Source organism: Paenibacillus agricola, assembly GCF_011440305.1.
Classification (GTDB): Bacteria; Bacillota; Bacilli; order Paenibacillales; family NBRC-103111; genus Paenibacillus_S; species Paenibacillus_S agricola.
This window is the reverse complement of the sequence record NZ_JAAOIW010000040.1, coordinates 1-15,871: the sequence shown is the minus strand read 5'-3', so window position 1 is coordinate 15,871 and position 15,871 is coordinate 1. Positions and strand designations below refer to the sequence as shown.

At 40.1% G+C, this 15,871-nt stretch carries 16 protein-coding genes and 3 pseudogenes; 14 read left to right on the top strand and 5 right to left on the bottom strand.

Going from position 1 to position 15,871, the window contains the following annotated elements:
• Positions 1 to 419: 419 nt before the first annotated feature.
• Positions 420 to 1,565: an IS4 family transposase gene (locus G9U52_RS38130; protein WP_166158476.1), complete on the bottom strand. Its 1,146-nt coding sequence runs from the start codon at positions 1,563 to 1,565 to the stop codon at positions 420 to 422.
• A 71-nt stretch (positions 1,566 to 1,636) separates the two neighbouring features.
• On the opposite strand from G9U52_RS38130, the gene G9U52_RS38125 reads away from it, so the two are divergent.
• Both G9U52_RS38125 and thiC read left to right on the top strand, forming a co-directional pair.
• Positions 1,637 to 2,029, top strand: coding sequence for a DUF3885 domain-containing protein (locus G9U52_RS38125; RefSeq protein WP_166158473.1), 393 nt, complete (start codon positions 1,637 to 1,639; stop codon positions 2,027 to 2,029).
• Positions 2,030 to 2,141: 112 nt separating this feature from the next.
• Positions 2,142 to 3,074: pseudogene (gene thiC / locus G9U52_RS38120) on the top strand (phosphomethylpyrimidine synthase); the annotation flags it as partial.
• Between the two features lie 40 nt (positions 3,075 to 3,114).
• Here the strand turns inward: thiC and G9U52_RS38115 are convergent.
• A complete protein-coding gene (locus G9U52_RS38115) occupies positions 3,115 to 3,252 on the bottom strand; it encodes an H-type small acid-soluble spore protein (protein WP_166158470.1) in 138 nt (45 codons plus the stop codon).
• A 539-nt stretch (positions 3,253 to 3,791) separates the two neighbouring features.
• Here G9U52_RS38115 and G9U52_RS38110 point away from each other — a divergent pair.
• Positions 3,792 to 3,998: a hypothetical protein gene (locus tag G9U52_RS38110; protein WP_166158458.1), complete on the top strand. Its 207-nt coding sequence runs from the start codon at positions 3,792 to 3,794 to the stop codon at positions 3,996 to 3,998.
• 338 nt (positions 3,999 to 4,336) lie between these two features.
• Positions 4,337 to 5,014, top strand: a complete 678-nt coding sequence (locus G9U52_RS38105) for an S-layer homology domain-containing protein (protein ID WP_166158467.1) — start codon at positions 4,337 to 4,339, stop codon at positions 5,012 to 5,014.
• A 418-nt stretch (positions 5,015 to 5,432) separates the two neighbouring features.
• Here the strand turns inward: G9U52_RS38105 and sda are convergent, their stop codons facing one another.
• Positions 5,433 to 5,576 (bottom strand): sporulation histidine kinase inhibitor Sda, encoded by a 144-nt coding sequence (gene sda / locus G9U52_RS40640; protein WP_311764995.1) that lies wholly within the window; start codon positions 5,574 to 5,576, stop codon positions 5,433 to 5,435.
• A gap of 639 nt (positions 5,577 to 6,215) precedes the next feature.
• Here sda and G9U52_RS38095 point away from each other — a divergent pair.
• The 3 genes and pseudogenes from G9U52_RS38095 (at position 6,216) to G9U52_RS38090 (ending at position 7,967) form a co-directional block, all read left to right on the top strand.
• Positions 6,216 to 6,938, top strand: a complete 723-nt coding sequence (locus G9U52_RS38095) for a stalk domain-containing protein (RefSeq protein WP_166158464.1) — start codon at positions 6,216 to 6,218, stop codon at positions 6,936 to 6,938.
• Positions 6,939 to 7,203: 265 nt separating this feature from the next.
• Positions 7,204 to 7,349, top strand: a pseudogene (locus G9U52_RS42025) (DinB family protein); the annotation flags it as partial.
• A gap of 207 nt (positions 7,350 to 7,556) precedes the next feature.
• Positions 7,557 to 7,967 carry a hypothetical protein gene (locus tag G9U52_RS38090; RefSeq protein ID WP_166158461.1) on the top strand — a complete coding sequence of 137 codons (411 nt, stop codon included), beginning with the start codon at positions 7,557 to 7,559 and terminating at the stop codon, positions 7,965 to 7,967.
• Between the two features lie 118 nt (positions 7,968 to 8,085).
• Here the strand turns inward: G9U52_RS38090 and G9U52_RS38085 are convergent.
• Positions 8,086 to 8,409, bottom strand: a pseudogene (locus G9U52_RS38085) (IS66 family transposase); the annotation flags it as partial.
• Between the two features lie 1,095 nt (positions 8,410 to 9,504).
• Between G9U52_RS38085 and G9U52_RS38080 the strand changes: the two are divergent.
• The 5 genes from G9U52_RS38080 (at position 9,505) to G9U52_RS38060 (ending at position 13,193) form a co-directional block, all read left to right on the top strand.
• Positions 9,505 to 9,711, top strand: coding sequence for a hypothetical protein (locus G9U52_RS38080; protein ID WP_166158458.1), 207 nt, complete (start codon positions 9,505 to 9,507; stop codon positions 9,709 to 9,711).
• 232 nt (positions 9,712 to 9,943) lie between these two features.
• Positions 9,944 to 10,690 carry a GNAT family N-acetyltransferase gene (locus tag G9U52_RS38075; RefSeq protein WP_311764994.1) on the top strand — a complete coding sequence of 249 codons (747 nt, stop codon included), beginning with the start codon at positions 9,944 to 9,946 and terminating at the stop codon, positions 10,688 to 10,690.
• A 265-nt stretch (positions 10,691 to 10,955) separates the two neighbouring features.
• Positions 10,956 to 12,032 carry a hypothetical protein gene (locus tag G9U52_RS38070; protein ID WP_166158455.1) on the top strand — a complete coding sequence of 359 codons (1,077 nt, stop codon included), beginning with the start codon at positions 10,956 to 10,958 and terminating at the stop codon, positions 12,030 to 12,032.
• A 218-nt stretch (positions 12,033 to 12,250) separates the two neighbouring features.
• Positions 12,251 to 12,433: a hypothetical protein gene (locus G9U52_RS38065; RefSeq protein ID WP_166158452.1), complete on the top strand. Its 183-nt coding sequence runs from the start codon at positions 12,251 to 12,253 to the stop codon at positions 12,431 to 12,433.
• A 235-nt stretch (positions 12,434 to 12,668) separates the two neighbouring features.
• Positions 12,669 to 13,193: a P-loop nucleotide/nucleoside kinase family protein gene (locus G9U52_RS38060; protein ID WP_166158449.1), complete on the top strand. Its 525-nt coding sequence runs from the start codon at positions 12,669 to 12,671 to the stop codon at positions 13,191 to 13,193.
• An 802-nt stretch (positions 13,194 to 13,995) separates the two neighbouring features.
• On the opposite strand, the gene G9U52_RS38055 is transcribed toward G9U52_RS38060, so the two are convergent.
• On the bottom strand, positions 13,996 to 14,463 hold the full coding sequence (locus G9U52_RS38055) for a hypothetical protein (RefSeq protein WP_166158446.1): 468 nt from the start codon (positions 14,461 to 14,463) through the stop codon (positions 13,996 to 13,998).
• A 245-nt stretch (positions 14,464 to 14,708) separates the two neighbouring features.
• On the opposite strand from G9U52_RS38055, the gene G9U52_RS38050 reads away from it, so the two are divergent.
• Positions 14,709 to 15,314, top strand: a complete 606-nt coding sequence (locus tag G9U52_RS38050; RefSeq protein ID WP_279538847.1) for a helix-turn-helix transcriptional regulator — start codon at positions 14,709 to 14,711, stop codon at positions 15,312 to 15,314.
• A 99-nt stretch (positions 15,315 to 15,413) separates the two neighbouring features.
• On the top strand, positions 15,414 to 15,749 hold the full coding sequence (locus tag G9U52_RS38045) for a DinB family protein (protein ID WP_166158440.1): 336 nt from the start codon (positions 15,414 to 15,416) through the stop codon (positions 15,747 to 15,749).
• Positions 15,750 to 15,871: the final 122 nt, after the last annotated feature.

Below are 15,871 nucleotides of genomic sequence, written 5' to 3'. Positions count from 1 at the left end.
TAGGTTCGATCTTTGGGGTGTATATAAGGTTACCGAATTTCATTTAGGAACCTATGAAATTGCTAGTACAAGTGCAACTATAACCAGTTTTAATAGTTCTGGCACAGGGTCATGGTTCCCAGGAAATATTAGAATTTGGACAGATACATTCAGATGTAGAGATCGTTAAAGGATGTTAGAATGGCTGCTTAGGCTAAACAATTAAATCAGTGGTATGTACAGAACTTCCAAACTCTAAATAGAGTGATATTTTCTAATAGAAAGATACACTATCGTTGCATAAAACCCACCCGCACTAATAGTCGGAATATTCCGAACAATAGTTTGGCTCCGTATACCAAAAAGTTGATCTCCTCTGAGTGGTAGCCTGCCCATTTGGTAGTTTATGTAATATATATAAGATCAAGGTAGGTGGAAAATTAGCTGCGTTTGCTTCGTCTTCCTGCCGATGAACGAAGGGGCTTGTAATGAATGCGTGTTACCCATTCCTGTTCCGATTTCCAGAGCAACACTTTGAGCCAACGACACAGATCCAACAGGCTATGTTTCGTACCTGTCTCTATCTTCATTAATACGAGCAGACAAAAGGCGATCAGTGCCATCCATACTTGGTTCATTACCGCCCGTTCGCTCGTTCCGTAAAAGGTCTTGATCCGAACATGCTGCTTCATCCACTTAAAAAAAGTCTCTATTGCCCATCGTTCGCGGTAAATCTGCCCGATTTCATCCGCACTCAGATCGAATCGATTCGTTAGAATAGCCACGGGATTCCCTTCGGAGTCTACGCTGTGGATCAGGCGTAATACGTTCTCCATTCGCTTCTGTGGCGTTCCGACGACGACCATTTCGTCTGTGAGTACACCGCTATCCGCGGGTAGTGCGAAGGATTCAAGCGGGCGGATCACTGCGTTTTTCTTCGTTCGAGTGACAAAGAAAATGCCGCGGTCACAGTAGTCGTCGAACCTGGCATAATCGAGGTAACCACGGTCGAACACATACGTGAGGCCAACTTCATCGACCAAGGCATCCAACTGGCTCCGATCATTTTTCTTAGCTGGCGTGAGGATGACCTTCTCAGGAATAACGGCCTCATCGTCGATATACGCGAGACGAAAGTGGAGTTTCACACCCGCTTTCGTTTTGCGAAACTCCGCCCATTTGTAGGTCTGCAAACAGAGCCCAATGGTGGTGGAGTCGATGATTCGGAAGTCTTTTCGCAAGAAAGTGGGAGCCTTGCTTTGACGAACCTGAATGACCAACTCACTAAATACCTGTTCGAGTAAGGCGGGATCGACCTGATTATGCTTGCGGCTTAACTGAGAAGCCGAAATGGACGATAACCCAAGCTCTTGCTGAAAATCTTTGGAAAGCACATCAGCTGCGATTTCGCGCAGTCCATCTCGTTGTTGAATCTGAGCATGCAGGAACAATTTTAGGTAAGCGTAGGTCGTGAGCTTTTTGACGTATTTATCTTGTTCCCCTTGGGCGACTCGTTCTGTGAACGTCTTCGCACAAATGGGAGAAATCCATTTACCAAATGAAGAAAATAGTGTATCCTTATCCATGCGCTAATCCTTTTCTGTGGATTATGGACAGGTACTACCTGACCATTCCATTGTAAAGGATTTTTTTATACATGAATTGGTTAAAGACAGAAGATTATGAACATTCAGATAAAATTAATGCAACGCTAGTGAACCATTATATAAAATACAAAGATGTTTTATTTAAATTACAACATAAGACTATTCCTTATATCTTTGAAGACGTGTACGGCATCTGCGATTTTGAAACTCATAGATACACACTTCAATGCAAAGTTTCTGACGTCAAGTATATTAACTTAGTAAAGGCAATTTGTAATCAGGACATGAATATAAAACCAAAAAGTTATCATGATATATTTTTTATCAATACTACCAACGATACAATTTTTCATATTTATGATGACAGAGGTTGTGATGTTATTGCTTCAGGTAAAGAGTCTATACGGTATTTGTATAAAAATTATATAATGATTGGATTTTAGATTATGACAGTGTTGAGATTGTTAAGATATTTGAACCATTACCGTGAACTTGTTCAACTAACGAGGAACGCTTGCTGAAGTAACGGGTTTAGCGTAACGAAAACAGAGTTCAGCCGAGCAGGGCGTGGATTACTTTACGATTCACGCTGGTGTTCTGCTGCGTTATGTTCCTCTTACGGCCAAACGGATGACAGGCATTGTTTCACGGGGAGGCTCGATTATGGCAGCCTGGTGTCTCGCCCACCATCAAGAAAATTTTCTTTATACGCATTTTGAGGATATCTGTGAGATCATGAAAACATACGACGTATCCTTTTCACTAGGTGACGGTTTGCGTCCGGGATCCATCGCAGATGCGAATGATGAGGCCCAATTTGCAGAACTAGAAACATTAGGTGAACTAACGAAAATCGCTTGGCAGCATGACGTACAAGTGATGGTAGAAGGTCCTGGCCACGTACCTATGCATTTAATCAAAGAAAATATGGATAAACAACTTGAAATCTGTAACGAAGCTCCCTTTTACACGTTAGGACCACTTACAACGGATATTGCGCCTGGCTATGACCATATCACTTCAGCTATTGGAGCAGCGATGATTGGCTGGTTCGGTACTGCGATGCTCTGCTATGTAACTCCCAAAGAACATTTGGGCTTGCCGAACAAAAATGACGTTCGTGAAGGGGTGATTACCTACAAAATTGCTGCTCATGCCGCTGATTTAGCGAAAGGTCATAAAGGGGCTCAAGACCGAGACAATGCGTTGTCAAAAGCACGCTTTGAATTCCGATGGCATGACCAATTCAACCTATCCTTGGATCCCGAAAGAGCTATTGAGTACCATGATGAGACCCTACCTGCAGTGGGTGCCAAGATAGCTCATTTTTGTTCGATGTGCGGTCCAAAGTTTTGCAGTATGCGGATTTCCCAAGATATCCGAGACTATGCAAAACAACAAGGGCTTGAAGAGCAGGAAGCCATTCAAGAAGGTTTTAAGGAAAAATCTAATGAATTTAAAGAAGCTGGAAGCGTAATTTATAAATAGTTAAAAACCAGCGGGGGTGCTTTCGCATCCTTGCTGGTTTTTAATGTTCAATTAAGATTGTTACAGAGACCACTTGCTCATTATCTGGTTTACCGAGTGGGTAGATTCTAGCGGTTTCATTTTTTTCGTCCACGTGTTGAATGTAAATTGGAATTCCATCGCAGGTTACATTAGCCATTACGACTATGCATTGAATATTACCTCCATTATTTGGTTTAACGAATATAATGTTCTCTCAATATGAATTGATTATTCATATTTTGATGAGAAGCAGAGCAGCTCAAGATGTGTATTACCTGACTACGAAAAAATGGATGGTACAACGTAAAAAACGTCGTCTATATTACACCGATCCGCGTTTTCAGGATGACTCGTGATTAGCAACGCATTAACGAGTATAAACATCTGTACAAAACACCTACTTTGGTGTGCATGTCCATCAACAAAGCCTCTCCAGAAGCATAAAAAAGGCCCTACAAGCCATTTTCTTTTTCTTGGTCGAAGATTATAAAATAGGGTCTTTCTGTTTGTGTGACGCGTTATCGTGTTTTTTGTAGACACTGCGGGCAACATCTGCACAAAATAAGTGATTTTATACAGATATCCTTGATCGAGCTGTAACCTTTCGCTTTTCCTGCCTAAGCTAACAAAAATATAATTAAAATGCTAAATGGCGTATGATGGTAAAATACAGTTACTTATTAGGAGGTTTTAAACTTGAAAGAAGACCTTGAAAATACAGAGTCTACCGAAGTTAAGCCTTTCAATAGTGCGACAGAACATTACCAGAAAATAATGGGCATGCCTAACAAAGCTGCTGATCTAAAAAGCATGCCTAAACCAATAAGGTGGTTTGGTTATTTCATTATGGGTTTTGTCATATGTGCTATACTAGCAATGATAATTACAAAAATATTATTTTAAAACGCCTGTCTTGAAGACAGGCGTTTTTTGTCTGTCAGGGACATCTTCACAAAATAAGTGAATTTGTACATATGTCCTTACCAATAGGAAATATTTGTAACAACCAAATGCCTGTTATATACTTATGGTAGTCTTAATTGATTTTAGGAGGAGTGTTTCCCGATAGTTTTAATTAAAATAATGGCTATCATAGCACTCTCTGTAGTACCCACTTTTTATTACATAAAATACCGTTTGTGGAGTACAAACCAACTATAGCTAGCAAAGGGAGCCGGTTATTCGGCTCCCTTATTTTAAAGCAAAGTGAAAGGTGAGTGGATAGAATCTGGAGAAAATTCATGATGCTTAGTTTTTGTTTAGCGATGTTTTTATCAACGGGTCAGAATAAGTCACACGCTGAGGTATCTAATACAAAAACATCAGCGGATTTCAAGGATCTTAAGGATGTAGATGCCAAGACGAAAGCATTGGTCGACAAATGGTTATCTAAAGGTGTAATGCATGGTGTATCCGAGGATCGTTTTGGACTGAATGAAACCATTAGCCGAGCTGAATTCGCTAAGATATTAGCCATTGTCGTCAGACTAAAAGTAGACACCTTACTGAAAACATCCCGGTTCAAGGATGTATCGGTTAATGATTCAGTCTATGGGTATGCACTTCCCTATATAGAGGCACTGCGAAAAGCAGAGGTAACCGACGGTGTCGAATTTTACAGCTTCGATCCTGGAAGTATGGTTACAAATGAACAGCTTGCTATTTTTATGCTCCGTAGCATGGGGTACGATAGAGAAGCCAGAGAAACGTCTGGAATAACCGATGAAACAGTATCCAATTATGCAAAAGGGCACGTTGCTTTGGCATCGAAGTTATTTCCTTCTCTAATTACGGACGGACCTTACATGGGAACAACGCCAATTCAGAGACAAATAATTCTATTGGTTTTGGAAGATCTGACAGTAACTACTTATTGTGGCTGCAGTCCTAAAGAAACTACCCAAACTTTAAAATTATAGAAACATAAAGCATAGCGTAACGGTCACGATAGCTTAATAAAGGGCATTTGCACAAAACACCTACTTTTATGTACATGTATCTTAAAAATCATCATGATAAGCACAAAAACGGCCCTATAACTAACCCCCTTTCTTTTTCTAATCGAAGTCAAGTTCGAAAGAAATCCAAAACGGGGAATTAGGGCCTTTCTGTTTGTTTAACGCGCTTTCGCGTACATCTTCACAAAATAATGGTTTTGATTAAGGTAAGCCCCGCGGTCGCCATTTTAAAAAAGGTTCCGCATGCCTGGTATGAAGTTTAATCGATTATTATGTAATCCATAGAGTCGATCGTTATGTACAGAAAAAGGTGGTGTCTATAACGCAAAAAAAGGCGCTCGCCTACGGTATGTACCCGCTAATGAACACCTTTATATATTTAAATGCCGGCTCCACCATCATAAAAATATCCTATGTCTATCTTGCGAAGTTTTATTTCGTTAAATAGCAAATAGATAAATCCAATTTCTAGTTTAAGGTCCACTGCCTGAAAATACGAGTTCACTAATAAATCATTGTTAATATATGTAAGATTTATAATGTTAGTTCACTCCTCTTTACCAATTTTTTTACAATTTCATTACCCGCTAACGAGGTTTTTAAAACCGACCGAGTTTAAAAATTGTAGAGGAATTTTACGGGATCAAGCGATAATAATAATAATCGGTAAAATGTGGATCAAAGGTTATTTTTGTTGCGCGCAAACTCCGTACACCAGGTGAGGGGTACGTTGGGGGCGTGATTCACCCCGTTAATGCGATATATTGGTAACGTACATATCGCGAATGTATGAATATGGATATTTTTGTACATTCAGCATAAAATGCCCGTTTTTTTGCATGTCCATAAACAAAACCTCTCCAGAAGCAAAAAAAAGGCCATATAAGCCATTTTCTTTTTCTTGGTTGAAGAATAACTTCGTAAGAAAGGGGAAAGTGGTAAAATAGGGCCTTTCTGTTTGTTTGATGCGTTATCGCGTTTTTGGACACCGTAGGTAACATCCTCACAAAATATAGAATTATGTACATATGTCCCGGTGTTTATCGCCACGGCTAAACCGAGGGACGACGGGCAGTTTAGTTCAACAACGATTGCAACTTTTTCCATAAATTACCGTCTTTATATTAAAGTCGTCTCGAATAATATATATCAGTGGGAGTGAATGAAGTTGAAATGGAAACAGATTTCCGTAATCAGTGCTTGCTGTTTAGCATTTGGGGTTACTAGCTATGCGGCAGGAGGTGTGGAGAGCATCCAGGCGTATTTAAATCACGATTTCAAGTTTACGCTCAATAGTAAAGCTTGGACACCCAAAGACAGTGATGGAACTGTACTAGTTCCGGTCATCCTTAATGGGACCTCTTATCTGCCAGTCAAAGCAGTCGTTGAGGCAACTGGCGGACAAGTCCAGTGGAACGATGCTACAAAAACCATCGCGATAACATCTGCTAGTGGAACCGAGGTAGCCGTTCCTACCGCTGGAGAAGTTAGTGAAAGAGATCAAATTGTAATTGAAAAAATGAATGAAATCAAAAAGAAATTAAATTTAGGAATAACAAAGGAAGAGGTACAAGCATTATTTATAGAAAAATTTGAGACAGCACATAATAGTGATTCAGAAGATGGAAGTGACTCCTATTGGAAATATGAATATTTCAAAGTGTCTGGTTATAATCGTGAAGATTATTTTCCTGATCATGCTGATCATGCAATTGATCACGACGGTCTGATTAACAAAAAAATTGGAGCTTATTTATATATTGAATGGAAAAATAATAAATTATATATGTATTCGATATCTTATGTTAATCCTAAAGATAATCAAGTTTACTTATTTGTTATGAGTCCTGACGGAACGGTTTCAGATCGCCCCGTTAGCCCTTAGACACTACTCAACTACCATGAAAGTTCACTACCGTATCATAGTTGATCGACCTTTCACTTTCAGTCGAAGTAGCATATTGACGGTTTTAATTAAGGTAGAGGTTGATCAAATTACAACCAGATATCCAAGTTGAACTTGACAATTATAAGACGCTTTGGCGAGTAAAAGAGATTTCCGATTCTTGGAGAGATGAAACACAGGAATTCCTTAGAACATGGACAAGCGAATTTGAAAACGAAGCTATAACCTTTCCGTGGATGGAAGTTACGATAAAGGTGAAGTCTTGCGTCATTTGATTGCTCATGAAATACATCATATGGTCAGTTATCCATATGGATAAGAGAAATTGGGCTAAAACCAATATCAGCAAATGTAATTGGAAGAGGTTTGTTAAGCGAACGGATACGTTAGTTTAGTTCCAGAAGGACTCTATACAAACGATGAAGGACCTGCCGCGGCAGGCAAAGAAAAAAGCACCTGTTAAGATGCTTTTGAAAATAGTTTGACCCCTTTATTTATAGTGATGTTTTACAGGTGAAGTTAATCTTACTCAGAAACAGATGGAAAGTTTTTATAAAGTTGTTATATTATATTTATTGAAAGGTGGAATAATTTATTATGAACAGCAAAACATTTGCTTTCTTTTTACTAGCCTTACTGTTGGCTTCATGTGTAGGCATAGCAAGTGCGGCAAGTATTACAAAAGCAGATTTAAATGAAGGAATAGCTCCTATTTCTGCTACTTATGCCACTGCCGTAGAAGCCTTAGATTCTTATTTGACTAATGTAGTAACAACAAAACCGAAGGGTTGGATACCACTTAAAAGCTATGAAATTATAAACGTAGATGAGTCAATACCACAACAAACCAAAATTACTGTGGTGCTAACTTATGAGGAATTTGGGGAAATGCCCGCAGTAGACTATATAGTAAAAAAAGAAAATGGGGAATACAAAGTAGTAGAACGAACAATCAGTTTCACTGCAGATGGAAAAGTAATTTATGGGGGGGCCCATGTAGTCAAATGACCCATTTCAAAAGGGTTTCAGGGACAACCAATAAGAAAGTAGCGGCCTACCCTACATGGCTTTGATGAGTAAGCGTAAAATAGTCCCCACCTGGCAATCAGATAGGGACTCGACTAAACTATTTTGTGAATACACGACAAGTCAGTGGCAATGTCTTTGACCATGGAAGCAAGCGGTCAAGCGTCTGGGCATCTTCTAGATCCGGAAGCTGTGGCAACGTCTCGAACAGATAGGTCAGGTACTGGAAAGGATTCAGGCTGTTCTCTTTCGCTGTTTCGACGAGGCTGTAGATGATGGCGCTCGCCCTTGCACCGCGCGGCGTATTGGCGAACATCCAATTTTTACGGCCAATAACGAACGGCTTAATGGATCGCTCGCTCCGGTTGTTGTCGATTTCCAATCGGCCATCACGCAGGTACGCCTCCAGCTTCTCCCACTGGTTAATAACGGTTTGTCAAAATAAGGATTTCGGGTGGGCTTGGGATAGAAGCAGTAGCAAGATATTCATTACCAAAAATGGCGGCGAGCATTGGATTGAAATATTATCAAACTTGAATTTAAGTGCTGTTCAAAGATTTTTATACAGATGTCGTCGAAAAAAGAACTATTAGAGCAATATTTTTGCAAAATTAAACCTATGCTGGGTACAGGTGTTTGTATATTACCGTTTTTGCGCACTTCATTACCGACCATATTGTGTGATATGATAGTGGTACAAGCAAATGGTAGTGACTGGAATCTCTCCTCGGGCTTTAGAGGAGGTAGATCAATGTCACCATCCGAAATTATGGTAATAATCGCGTTTTCAGCTCTAATTGTTTCGTTTCTCGGCGTAGTCGTATCGATTATATCGCTAGTCGTAAAGAGCAAATAAAAAAACCAATTAGCCCGTGGCAGGAATAATCGGTTTTGAATCGGGAACGAGGAGACATTAGAAGGTCTCACCATTCCGCTTGTATGAAAAGCGTGATAGGTGCAAACTATCACGCTTTTTTCATTGTAATTTTGAAACCAGTAGGAATTTATATGATGATCTACAATGATCTATAATGATCTACTATTAACTTAAAGATAACACAAGCGTCCCCTAGAGGGCAAGAAAAGCAGAGGGACGATTTTGACATATATGAGTCCGATTGATTGAATATCTGTTGACCCACCTTAGTGTTGAGACAAGACAAAAAAGTGATACATATTCAAACGGGAAACAATAAAGGTAACATGCACACAAAAAACACCTACTTTGGTGTGCATGTCCATCAACAAAGCCTCTCCAGAAGCATAAAAAAGGCCCTACAAGCCATTTTCTTTTTCTTGGTCGAAGATTATAAAATAGGGTCTTTCTGTTTGTGTGACGCGTTATCGTGTTTTTTGTAGACACTGCGGGCAACATCTGCACAAAATAAGTGATTTTATACAGATATCCTTGATCGAGCTGTAACCTTTCGCTTTTCCTGCCTAAGCTAACAAAAATATAATTAAAATGCTAAATGGCGTATGATGGTAAAATACAGTTACTTATTAGGAGGTTTTAAACTTGAAAGAAGACCTTGAAAATACAGAGTCTACCGAAGTTAAGCCTTTCAATAGTGCGACAGAACATTACCAGAAAATAATGGGCATGCCTAACAAAGCTGCTGATCTAAAAAGCATGCCTAAACCAATAAGGTGGTTTGGTTATTTCATTATGGGTTTTGTCATATGTGCTATACTAGCAATGATAATTACAAAAATATTATTTTAAAACGCCTGTCTTGAAGACAGGCGTTTTTTGTCTGTCAGGGACATCTTCACAAAATAATGATTTTTATACATATGTCCAGCGTTACGGCTCAACTAACTGGCAGATTAGTTTAAGAGCATGAGTGTTGAACTGTATTGCAAGTAACGGTAAGTTTTTTTGAAATGATTAGAAATGAAGCTCTTTCAAACTGCTTTGCTAAGATGATATCCTTGAGACAGATTACGGAGAGAGAGTGATTATTGATGATAATTACATTGAAATCGGAAAGGGTGAATGGCTCAAAATAGAGGAGGTAATGCTTTTGTTCAACCATTTAGAACTTATGAACCTTCAAGCAGAAGTTCTGTATAATCATGATCATGCTGGACGTATCACAACAATTAATGAGTATATGAACCAGCCCGCACCTAGATTTTTTTGGGGGCAAACCAATACGGGCAGTGTCATAAGATTCCGTAACGATGTACCAAATAACTTAGTCCATGACATATTAAAATTAATGGATAGGGAAGATTCAACTGTACGACTAGCCAATGTGATAAACGCTTTAGAAAAGGATAAAGAAATTAGCGGTTTTTGGATTGGGCCCGCTTATGTATTTAATGAAATCATTACCGATTACACTGACGCTACATTGGTTACAGAGGACAATAAATGCTATTTGGAACCTGGATTTTCAACTTTATTATCGGAGCTACAATTTCGGGAACCTTGTTTTATGGTGACGGAAAACAACATGGCGGTATCTGTCTGTTTTAGCGCAAGAATAAGCGATAAAGCTGCAGAGGCTGGAGTTGAAACATTGAAAGGTTATCGAGGAAAAGGATATGCAATGCGTGTCACATCCTCTTGGGCCAAAGCAATAAGCCAGTCTCATAGAATACCTCTATACAGTACATCGTGGGATAATTACTCTTCGCTGTCCATAGCAAAACGTCTTCTTCTTCATCTTTACGGGACGGATATTTCTATATATTAATATGTACAATTTCATTGCAGACAGCGTGAGGACAGTATCATAAAGAAAAGCTATATCATTGCGGATACGATAGTGTAATCGAGCAACTGCTGCAGCAGTCTGCTTTTGTCATTTAAAGCGCCGCTAGAAAGGAGAATTTTTGCGACACATTTTGCGATGTTTGCCGGCATTGTACTGCATAAGATAATCATTATTAGAAACAAATCAGGAAGCCTTTGCGTCTAATACTAGGTAACGATCTTGATAAAGGAAGAGGTGGAACGAAATGTACAGGAGAGCCAGTCTACTTTTAGCGCTGGGGCTGCTGGTGGGCGCGTTGACCAATCAGATGGCTGTAACGGCACAGGAGGCGACCGCAACAACGGGTGAGAGCCTGACACTGTTTGAAACAACGGCGCTCCGAGACGATCATGGAGTGGAAGTAGGGTCGATCTCGCCGCAGCAAGTCCGGGTCCTGCAAACATCCAGCATACGAAGAGGACATGGTGAAGGGTACCGCGTGCCGATGTATTTGATATCCACTTGGCTTGGCGATAAATGGATCGTCCCCGATAACGCGCTCAAGGGCAGCGAAGAGAAGTTTGACACGTACCTCGAGCTGTCGCATGAGGAGAGAGTATACGAGGATCCCGGACTTCTTTCGGAAAAAGGAATGATCGGCAAGCAAACTGCCAAAGTATTGTCCCGCTGGGGCGGAAGGTATAAGATCGCAACTTCGAACGGCGAACGCTGGATTGCACCGAGATGGTCGGCAGTCACTGGAGTCAAGCTGATTCAAGCAGATATACAGCTGAAAGCGCAAACGAAATTGTTTAGCTTTCCAAACGAATATGATACCGGCGCGAGCATATCCCCGCAGCTTATGCACGTAACCGCAGAATGGCAGGACTGGTATCGGGCGGACTCGTGGCTCGGACCGGTCTGGTTCCAAAACTTTGAACCTAAAAAATATCAATTATTTGATACTTTTTATCTGTACGATGCTCCAAATGACAACAAATGGACAATGGCGGCAATTAGTCCTCAAATCGTTGAAACCATCGACCGTGCTCCTGGTTTTTATAAAATAAATACTTGGCAAGGCGAAAAATGGATAAAGGTTCCGCCCATAGAAAACCACTATGCAATGACAGATTTGGCACAGATTCAAAAAGTGGATGAAAAAATTAATATTAAGACAATTATGAATCTGTATAAGGGTGCATCTCTTGGAGCAATGACTGCTGACGCAATCGCACCGCAAACAGTTCAAGCATTTGAAAAGATAGATAATTGGTATCACATTAAAAGTGATTGGGTTGGAGATGCATGGATTAAAGTTGACCAAGTACCAACAAAATAATTAATGCAAAAGCACAATCCAAAAGGTTGTGCTTTTCTTATGTTCATGAGAGAGTAAAGGATGGCTGTGAAAACATGCTGCGCGACCGTCTGGAATGTTTATAGATGGAGATAAATATATCGATTGGCAGCAGCACTGTGCTAACTGGCAGGTTAGTTGAATGTTAATAATTTAACTGTCATTATAAGATTATTGTAAGATTTTAGGGAGGATTGAAAATGCAAATGTTGTCACAGGCTATTGGACTTTATTTTATGCCAGTTATTGGTTTTATTTTTATGTATTGCTTTATCACAGTTGTAGCACAAAAGGAGCATAACCGCTTATATAAAATCATCAGTTCTATATGTTTTGCGATAATTGCATGGACAATAACGAGCTTAATGATGATTTTACATTAACAGAAAGCAGAAACATATAAATTGAAAAATGATTTATGAAGCTAACGGAGACGATAGCATAACAACAGGTTGCCGACGTTTATCATCGGCAACCTGTTCAACTAACTGGGCAGGTTAACGCAATAACAATACAGTTCGGACAACACCGATGCCGAAACACAAAAGTTCAATTATATTGAAGATATTGCTATAATATTTAACAAGAAGAATTAATATTCTTGGGAGGGTGCTTGATATGCAAGACAAACTAATTTATCTCATATCGGGTCCGCTAGGAGTTGGGAAATCAACGACATCGAAAGAACTTGCAAGAAATATTAAGCAATGCGTACTCATTGAAGGTGATGATTTACTTAATATGTTTAAGGGAGAATCACAACCTTCATGGGAAGAACGATTGAATTTAACATGGAAAAACATCCTTGCTTTAACAAGGAATTTTATTCTTAATGACTTAAGTGTAGTTATTGATTTTGTAGTAGAAGATGAACTTGATTGGTTTTGTAATCAAATATCAGATTTGAATGTAGAATTAAGATATATAATATTACGAGCAGATAAAGATAAGTTAATAGAACGCCTAAATATCAGAGGGGATATTGATTCATTAGAACGCTCTTTGTTTTTACTGAATAAAATGGAAACTTCACCATCAAACAATCAATTTTTTTATGACAGCACTCTTAAGCAACCAAATGAGATAGTACAAGATGTCATCGATGACACTGGATTTAATGTGTTCATTGATACCAGTCGTTGAACTAACTGGCTACTATAGCTTCATGACGATAGGCTGCCGACATGATTGGCAGTCTATTTAAGTAACGGGCAGTTTACGGTAGAAGGGGAACGTGAATAAGCCGCAAAAGGACAATGAACGTTCAGAGCATCGGAGATCGATACCCTGTATATTTTATTGCCCTAGGTTATTAAAACCAATGAAATTTAACGTCGGTTCAAACTTGAATTATTCGCGACAAAAAACGTGTTAAGGGACGGGCAGGATGGCTGAATAGTGATAATTTTGGACCTAATAACAAGTGATTCATTTATCTAAAGCTGTGTGCCTTTGATGTTTTTCTAAAATATCTCAAGATAAACTGAAAGAATTTTAAATGCAGAGTTGTAGCAAATAAGTAAAATGAAAATGAATTAAGCATTGTCCAGCCGTGAAACGTGAAGACGTTAAGAATGACGGCTAACCATTCAAAGCCAACAGACAGAAGGGACCACATAATTACATACACTGTAAAGTATAATCCGTTTGGATTGAATTTGTCATATAAATATACGGATAGTAGAGCGTAAGGAGTGTACATAAAATATGTGATTACATCAGTCAATTCATATTTCTTAAGATCATTGATATCATACAAATCCAAGGGTGGGGTTGCGATTGTATGATCCATGATGGTAGCAACAGTAACGGTGAATAAGATAACCAACACAGAAATTACATGAGGGTATCTTTTTGGGACAAATAATAGCCAAAAGTATCCCAAAACACAATTAAGAATTATAAACCATTCATTTTGATCAAATTGTACAGGTAGAGGCAACATTTAGCCCATCTCTTTTCTAAGTAATTTCCTATACCAAATCCATGGATAATTGACTAACAAGAAAATAACAAACCACTCCGCAAAGGACCACCATAGTTTCCATTGATTGAAGTTATAAACATTAAGAGCATTGGCAAGATATTCGATGCCGACAAGGATTGAAATACCCACTGGCAACCAAGCCCACTTTTTGTATGGATGACCACCTTCCAAGCTGCGATCTAAATACCATATGATGAGCAAAGGGACTAGAAACACTCTAATAAGTGCCATAGTCCAATAATGAGTTGGTTGTTTTCCGAAATCAAACATCCCCATATTTAAAGCGAAGATGCTCATGAAATTATGGTGGATAATACTAACAACCATCCAAATAAAGATTATTTCAAAAAGATGGAGATTTTTCTTAGACACCGCATAGGAGATATTCATTATTACAGTTATCGAAAAGAATATTGAGAATGCCATAGAGATCCTCCAAAAATGTACTTTCTAACTTTTATTATTTCCATGAAATAAACAATAAACACTTCAATGTGGTACCGTTTATTGAACTAACGGAGACGTTAGTTCAATGAAGGAACTCTATAAAACGATGATGGAAGCTGATAGAAACCTCCCGGGATAAGACTCTTACATTATTTTACCAAACCTCATGTGCCGTATAAAGGGTTATACGCATCACCAATGCATACTGATCCGAGCAGCACCGGATGGAGGAAGCGGGAGAGCAGCTGATTATAGGTTTGAGCCCGTGGACAAGGGTGGACGCGGATAAGGACAAGCTGGCTGAGCTTCGGCTGGCGGCAAAGAACCGGAACGTGGTGTGGCTGACTTACTCGAGCCTCGAAGGAGATGCGGAGGAGAGGGCCGTAGAGCCGATCGGTCTTGCCTGGAAAGGAAGTGCCTGGTATCTGTACGCGTACTGCAGACTGAGAAAAGATTCCCGGACATTCAAGCTTTCCCGAATCCGGAAGCTCCGGGTTGATATGGAAGTGTTCCCCCGCCGGAAGGAACGCTTGGTGGATCTCGATGCCAAATGGGGGCGGTGGAAAATGCGGTCTTACATAACGATGGTGCTTCGCTTTCATCCGAGAGTGAGAGTACGGGTTGAGGAATACTTTGGTCCGGAGCAGATGACGGTGGAAGAGGACGGATCGCTGCTCGTAAGGTCGGAACATCCTATAGACACTTGGCTCTACGGGCTGCTGCTCAGTTACGGACCGGATGTGCGCGTGCTGGAGCCGGAACTTCTTGCCGAAGAAATTAGCGGACAAGCCGGGCGGGTCGCTGAGCTCTATGGGCAATTTTCGCAATAAATTTGAAGTCTGCTGACAACACGCTGTCAGTGGACCCCAAGTATACTAAAGCTGCCGGACTAATCCCCGGCCTGATAAAATGACGAGGAGGCTAACCTTATGTACACATCATTGCAAAATTTTATAGCAGAGTATACCAACGAAGCGGAGGGCACCCAGAGGCTGCTGGACCTCTTGACCGATGCATCCCTGAAGCAGGAAGTTATGCCCGGTTACCGGACCCTCGGGAGATTGGCTTGGCATATCGTGACCACGATTCCGGATATGCTTCACCGTACGGGCCTGAAGTTCGATGCTCCTTATGAACATACTGAGCCGCCGGCATCGGCCGCCGAAATCGTATCTACTTACCGAACCGCCGTTCAATCCATGCTGGATGCAATCCGCACTCAATGGACGGATGAGACTTTGCTGGAGGAAGTCGACCTGTTGTAACCGTCAAGTACTATTGAACACTTTTTGCTAAATAACTTTGGACACTTTTGTGCATAATTGGTTCTTGCTTATCCACATGTGGATAAGCTCGACTTCAACAATTCTCATGGATTTCTGTGGAC

What these genes read in the sequence shown, in the direction of transcription:
- G9U52_RS38130 (WP_166158476.1), bottom strand. Translation starts at nt 1,565, where the DNA reads ATGGATAAGGATACACTATTTTCTTCATTTGGTAAATGGATTTCTCCC.
- G9U52_RS38125 (WP_166158473.1), top strand. Translation starts at nt 1,637, where the DNA reads ATGAATTGGTTAAAGACAGAAGATTATGAACATTCAGATAAAATTAAT.
- G9U52_RS38115 (WP_166158470.1), bottom strand. Translation starts at nt 3,252, where the DNA reads ATGGCTAATGTAACCTGCGATGGAATTCCAATTTACATTCAACACGTG.
- G9U52_RS38105 (WP_166158467.1), top strand. Translation starts at nt 4,337, where the DNA reads ATGATGCTTAGTTTTTGTTTAGCGATGTTTTTATCAACGGGTCAGAAT.
- G9U52_RS38095 (WP_166158464.1), top strand. Translation starts at nt 6,216, where the DNA reads ATGAAGTTGAAATGGAAACAGATTTCCGTAATCAGTGCTTGCTGTTTA.
- G9U52_RS38090 (WP_166158461.1), top strand. Translation starts at nt 7,557, where the DNA reads ATGAACAGCAAAACATTTGCTTTCTTTTTACTAGCCTTACTGTTGGCT.
- G9U52_RS38070 (WP_166158455.1), top strand. Translation starts at nt 10,956, where the DNA reads ATGTACAGGAGAGCCAGTCTACTTTTAGCGCTGGGGCTGCTGGTGGGC.
- G9U52_RS38065 (WP_166158452.1), top strand. Translation starts at nt 12,251, where the DNA reads ATGCAAATGTTGTCACAGGCTATTGGACTTTATTTTATGCCAGTTATT.
- G9U52_RS38060 (WP_166158449.1), top strand. Translation starts at nt 12,669, where the DNA reads ATGCAAGACAAACTAATTTATCTCATATCGGGTCCGCTAGGAGTTGGG.
- G9U52_RS38055 (WP_166158446.1), bottom strand. Translation starts at nt 14,463, where the DNA reads ATGGCATTCTCAATATTCTTTTCGATAACTGTAATAATGAATATCTCC.
- G9U52_RS38050 (WP_279538847.1), top strand. Translation starts at nt 14,709, where the DNA reads ATGGAGGAAGCGGGAGAGCAGCTGATTATAGGTTTGAGCCCGTGGACA.
- G9U52_RS38045 (WP_166158440.1), top strand. Translation starts at nt 15,414, where the DNA reads ATGTACACATCATTGCAAAATTTTATAGCAGAGTATACCAACGAAGCG.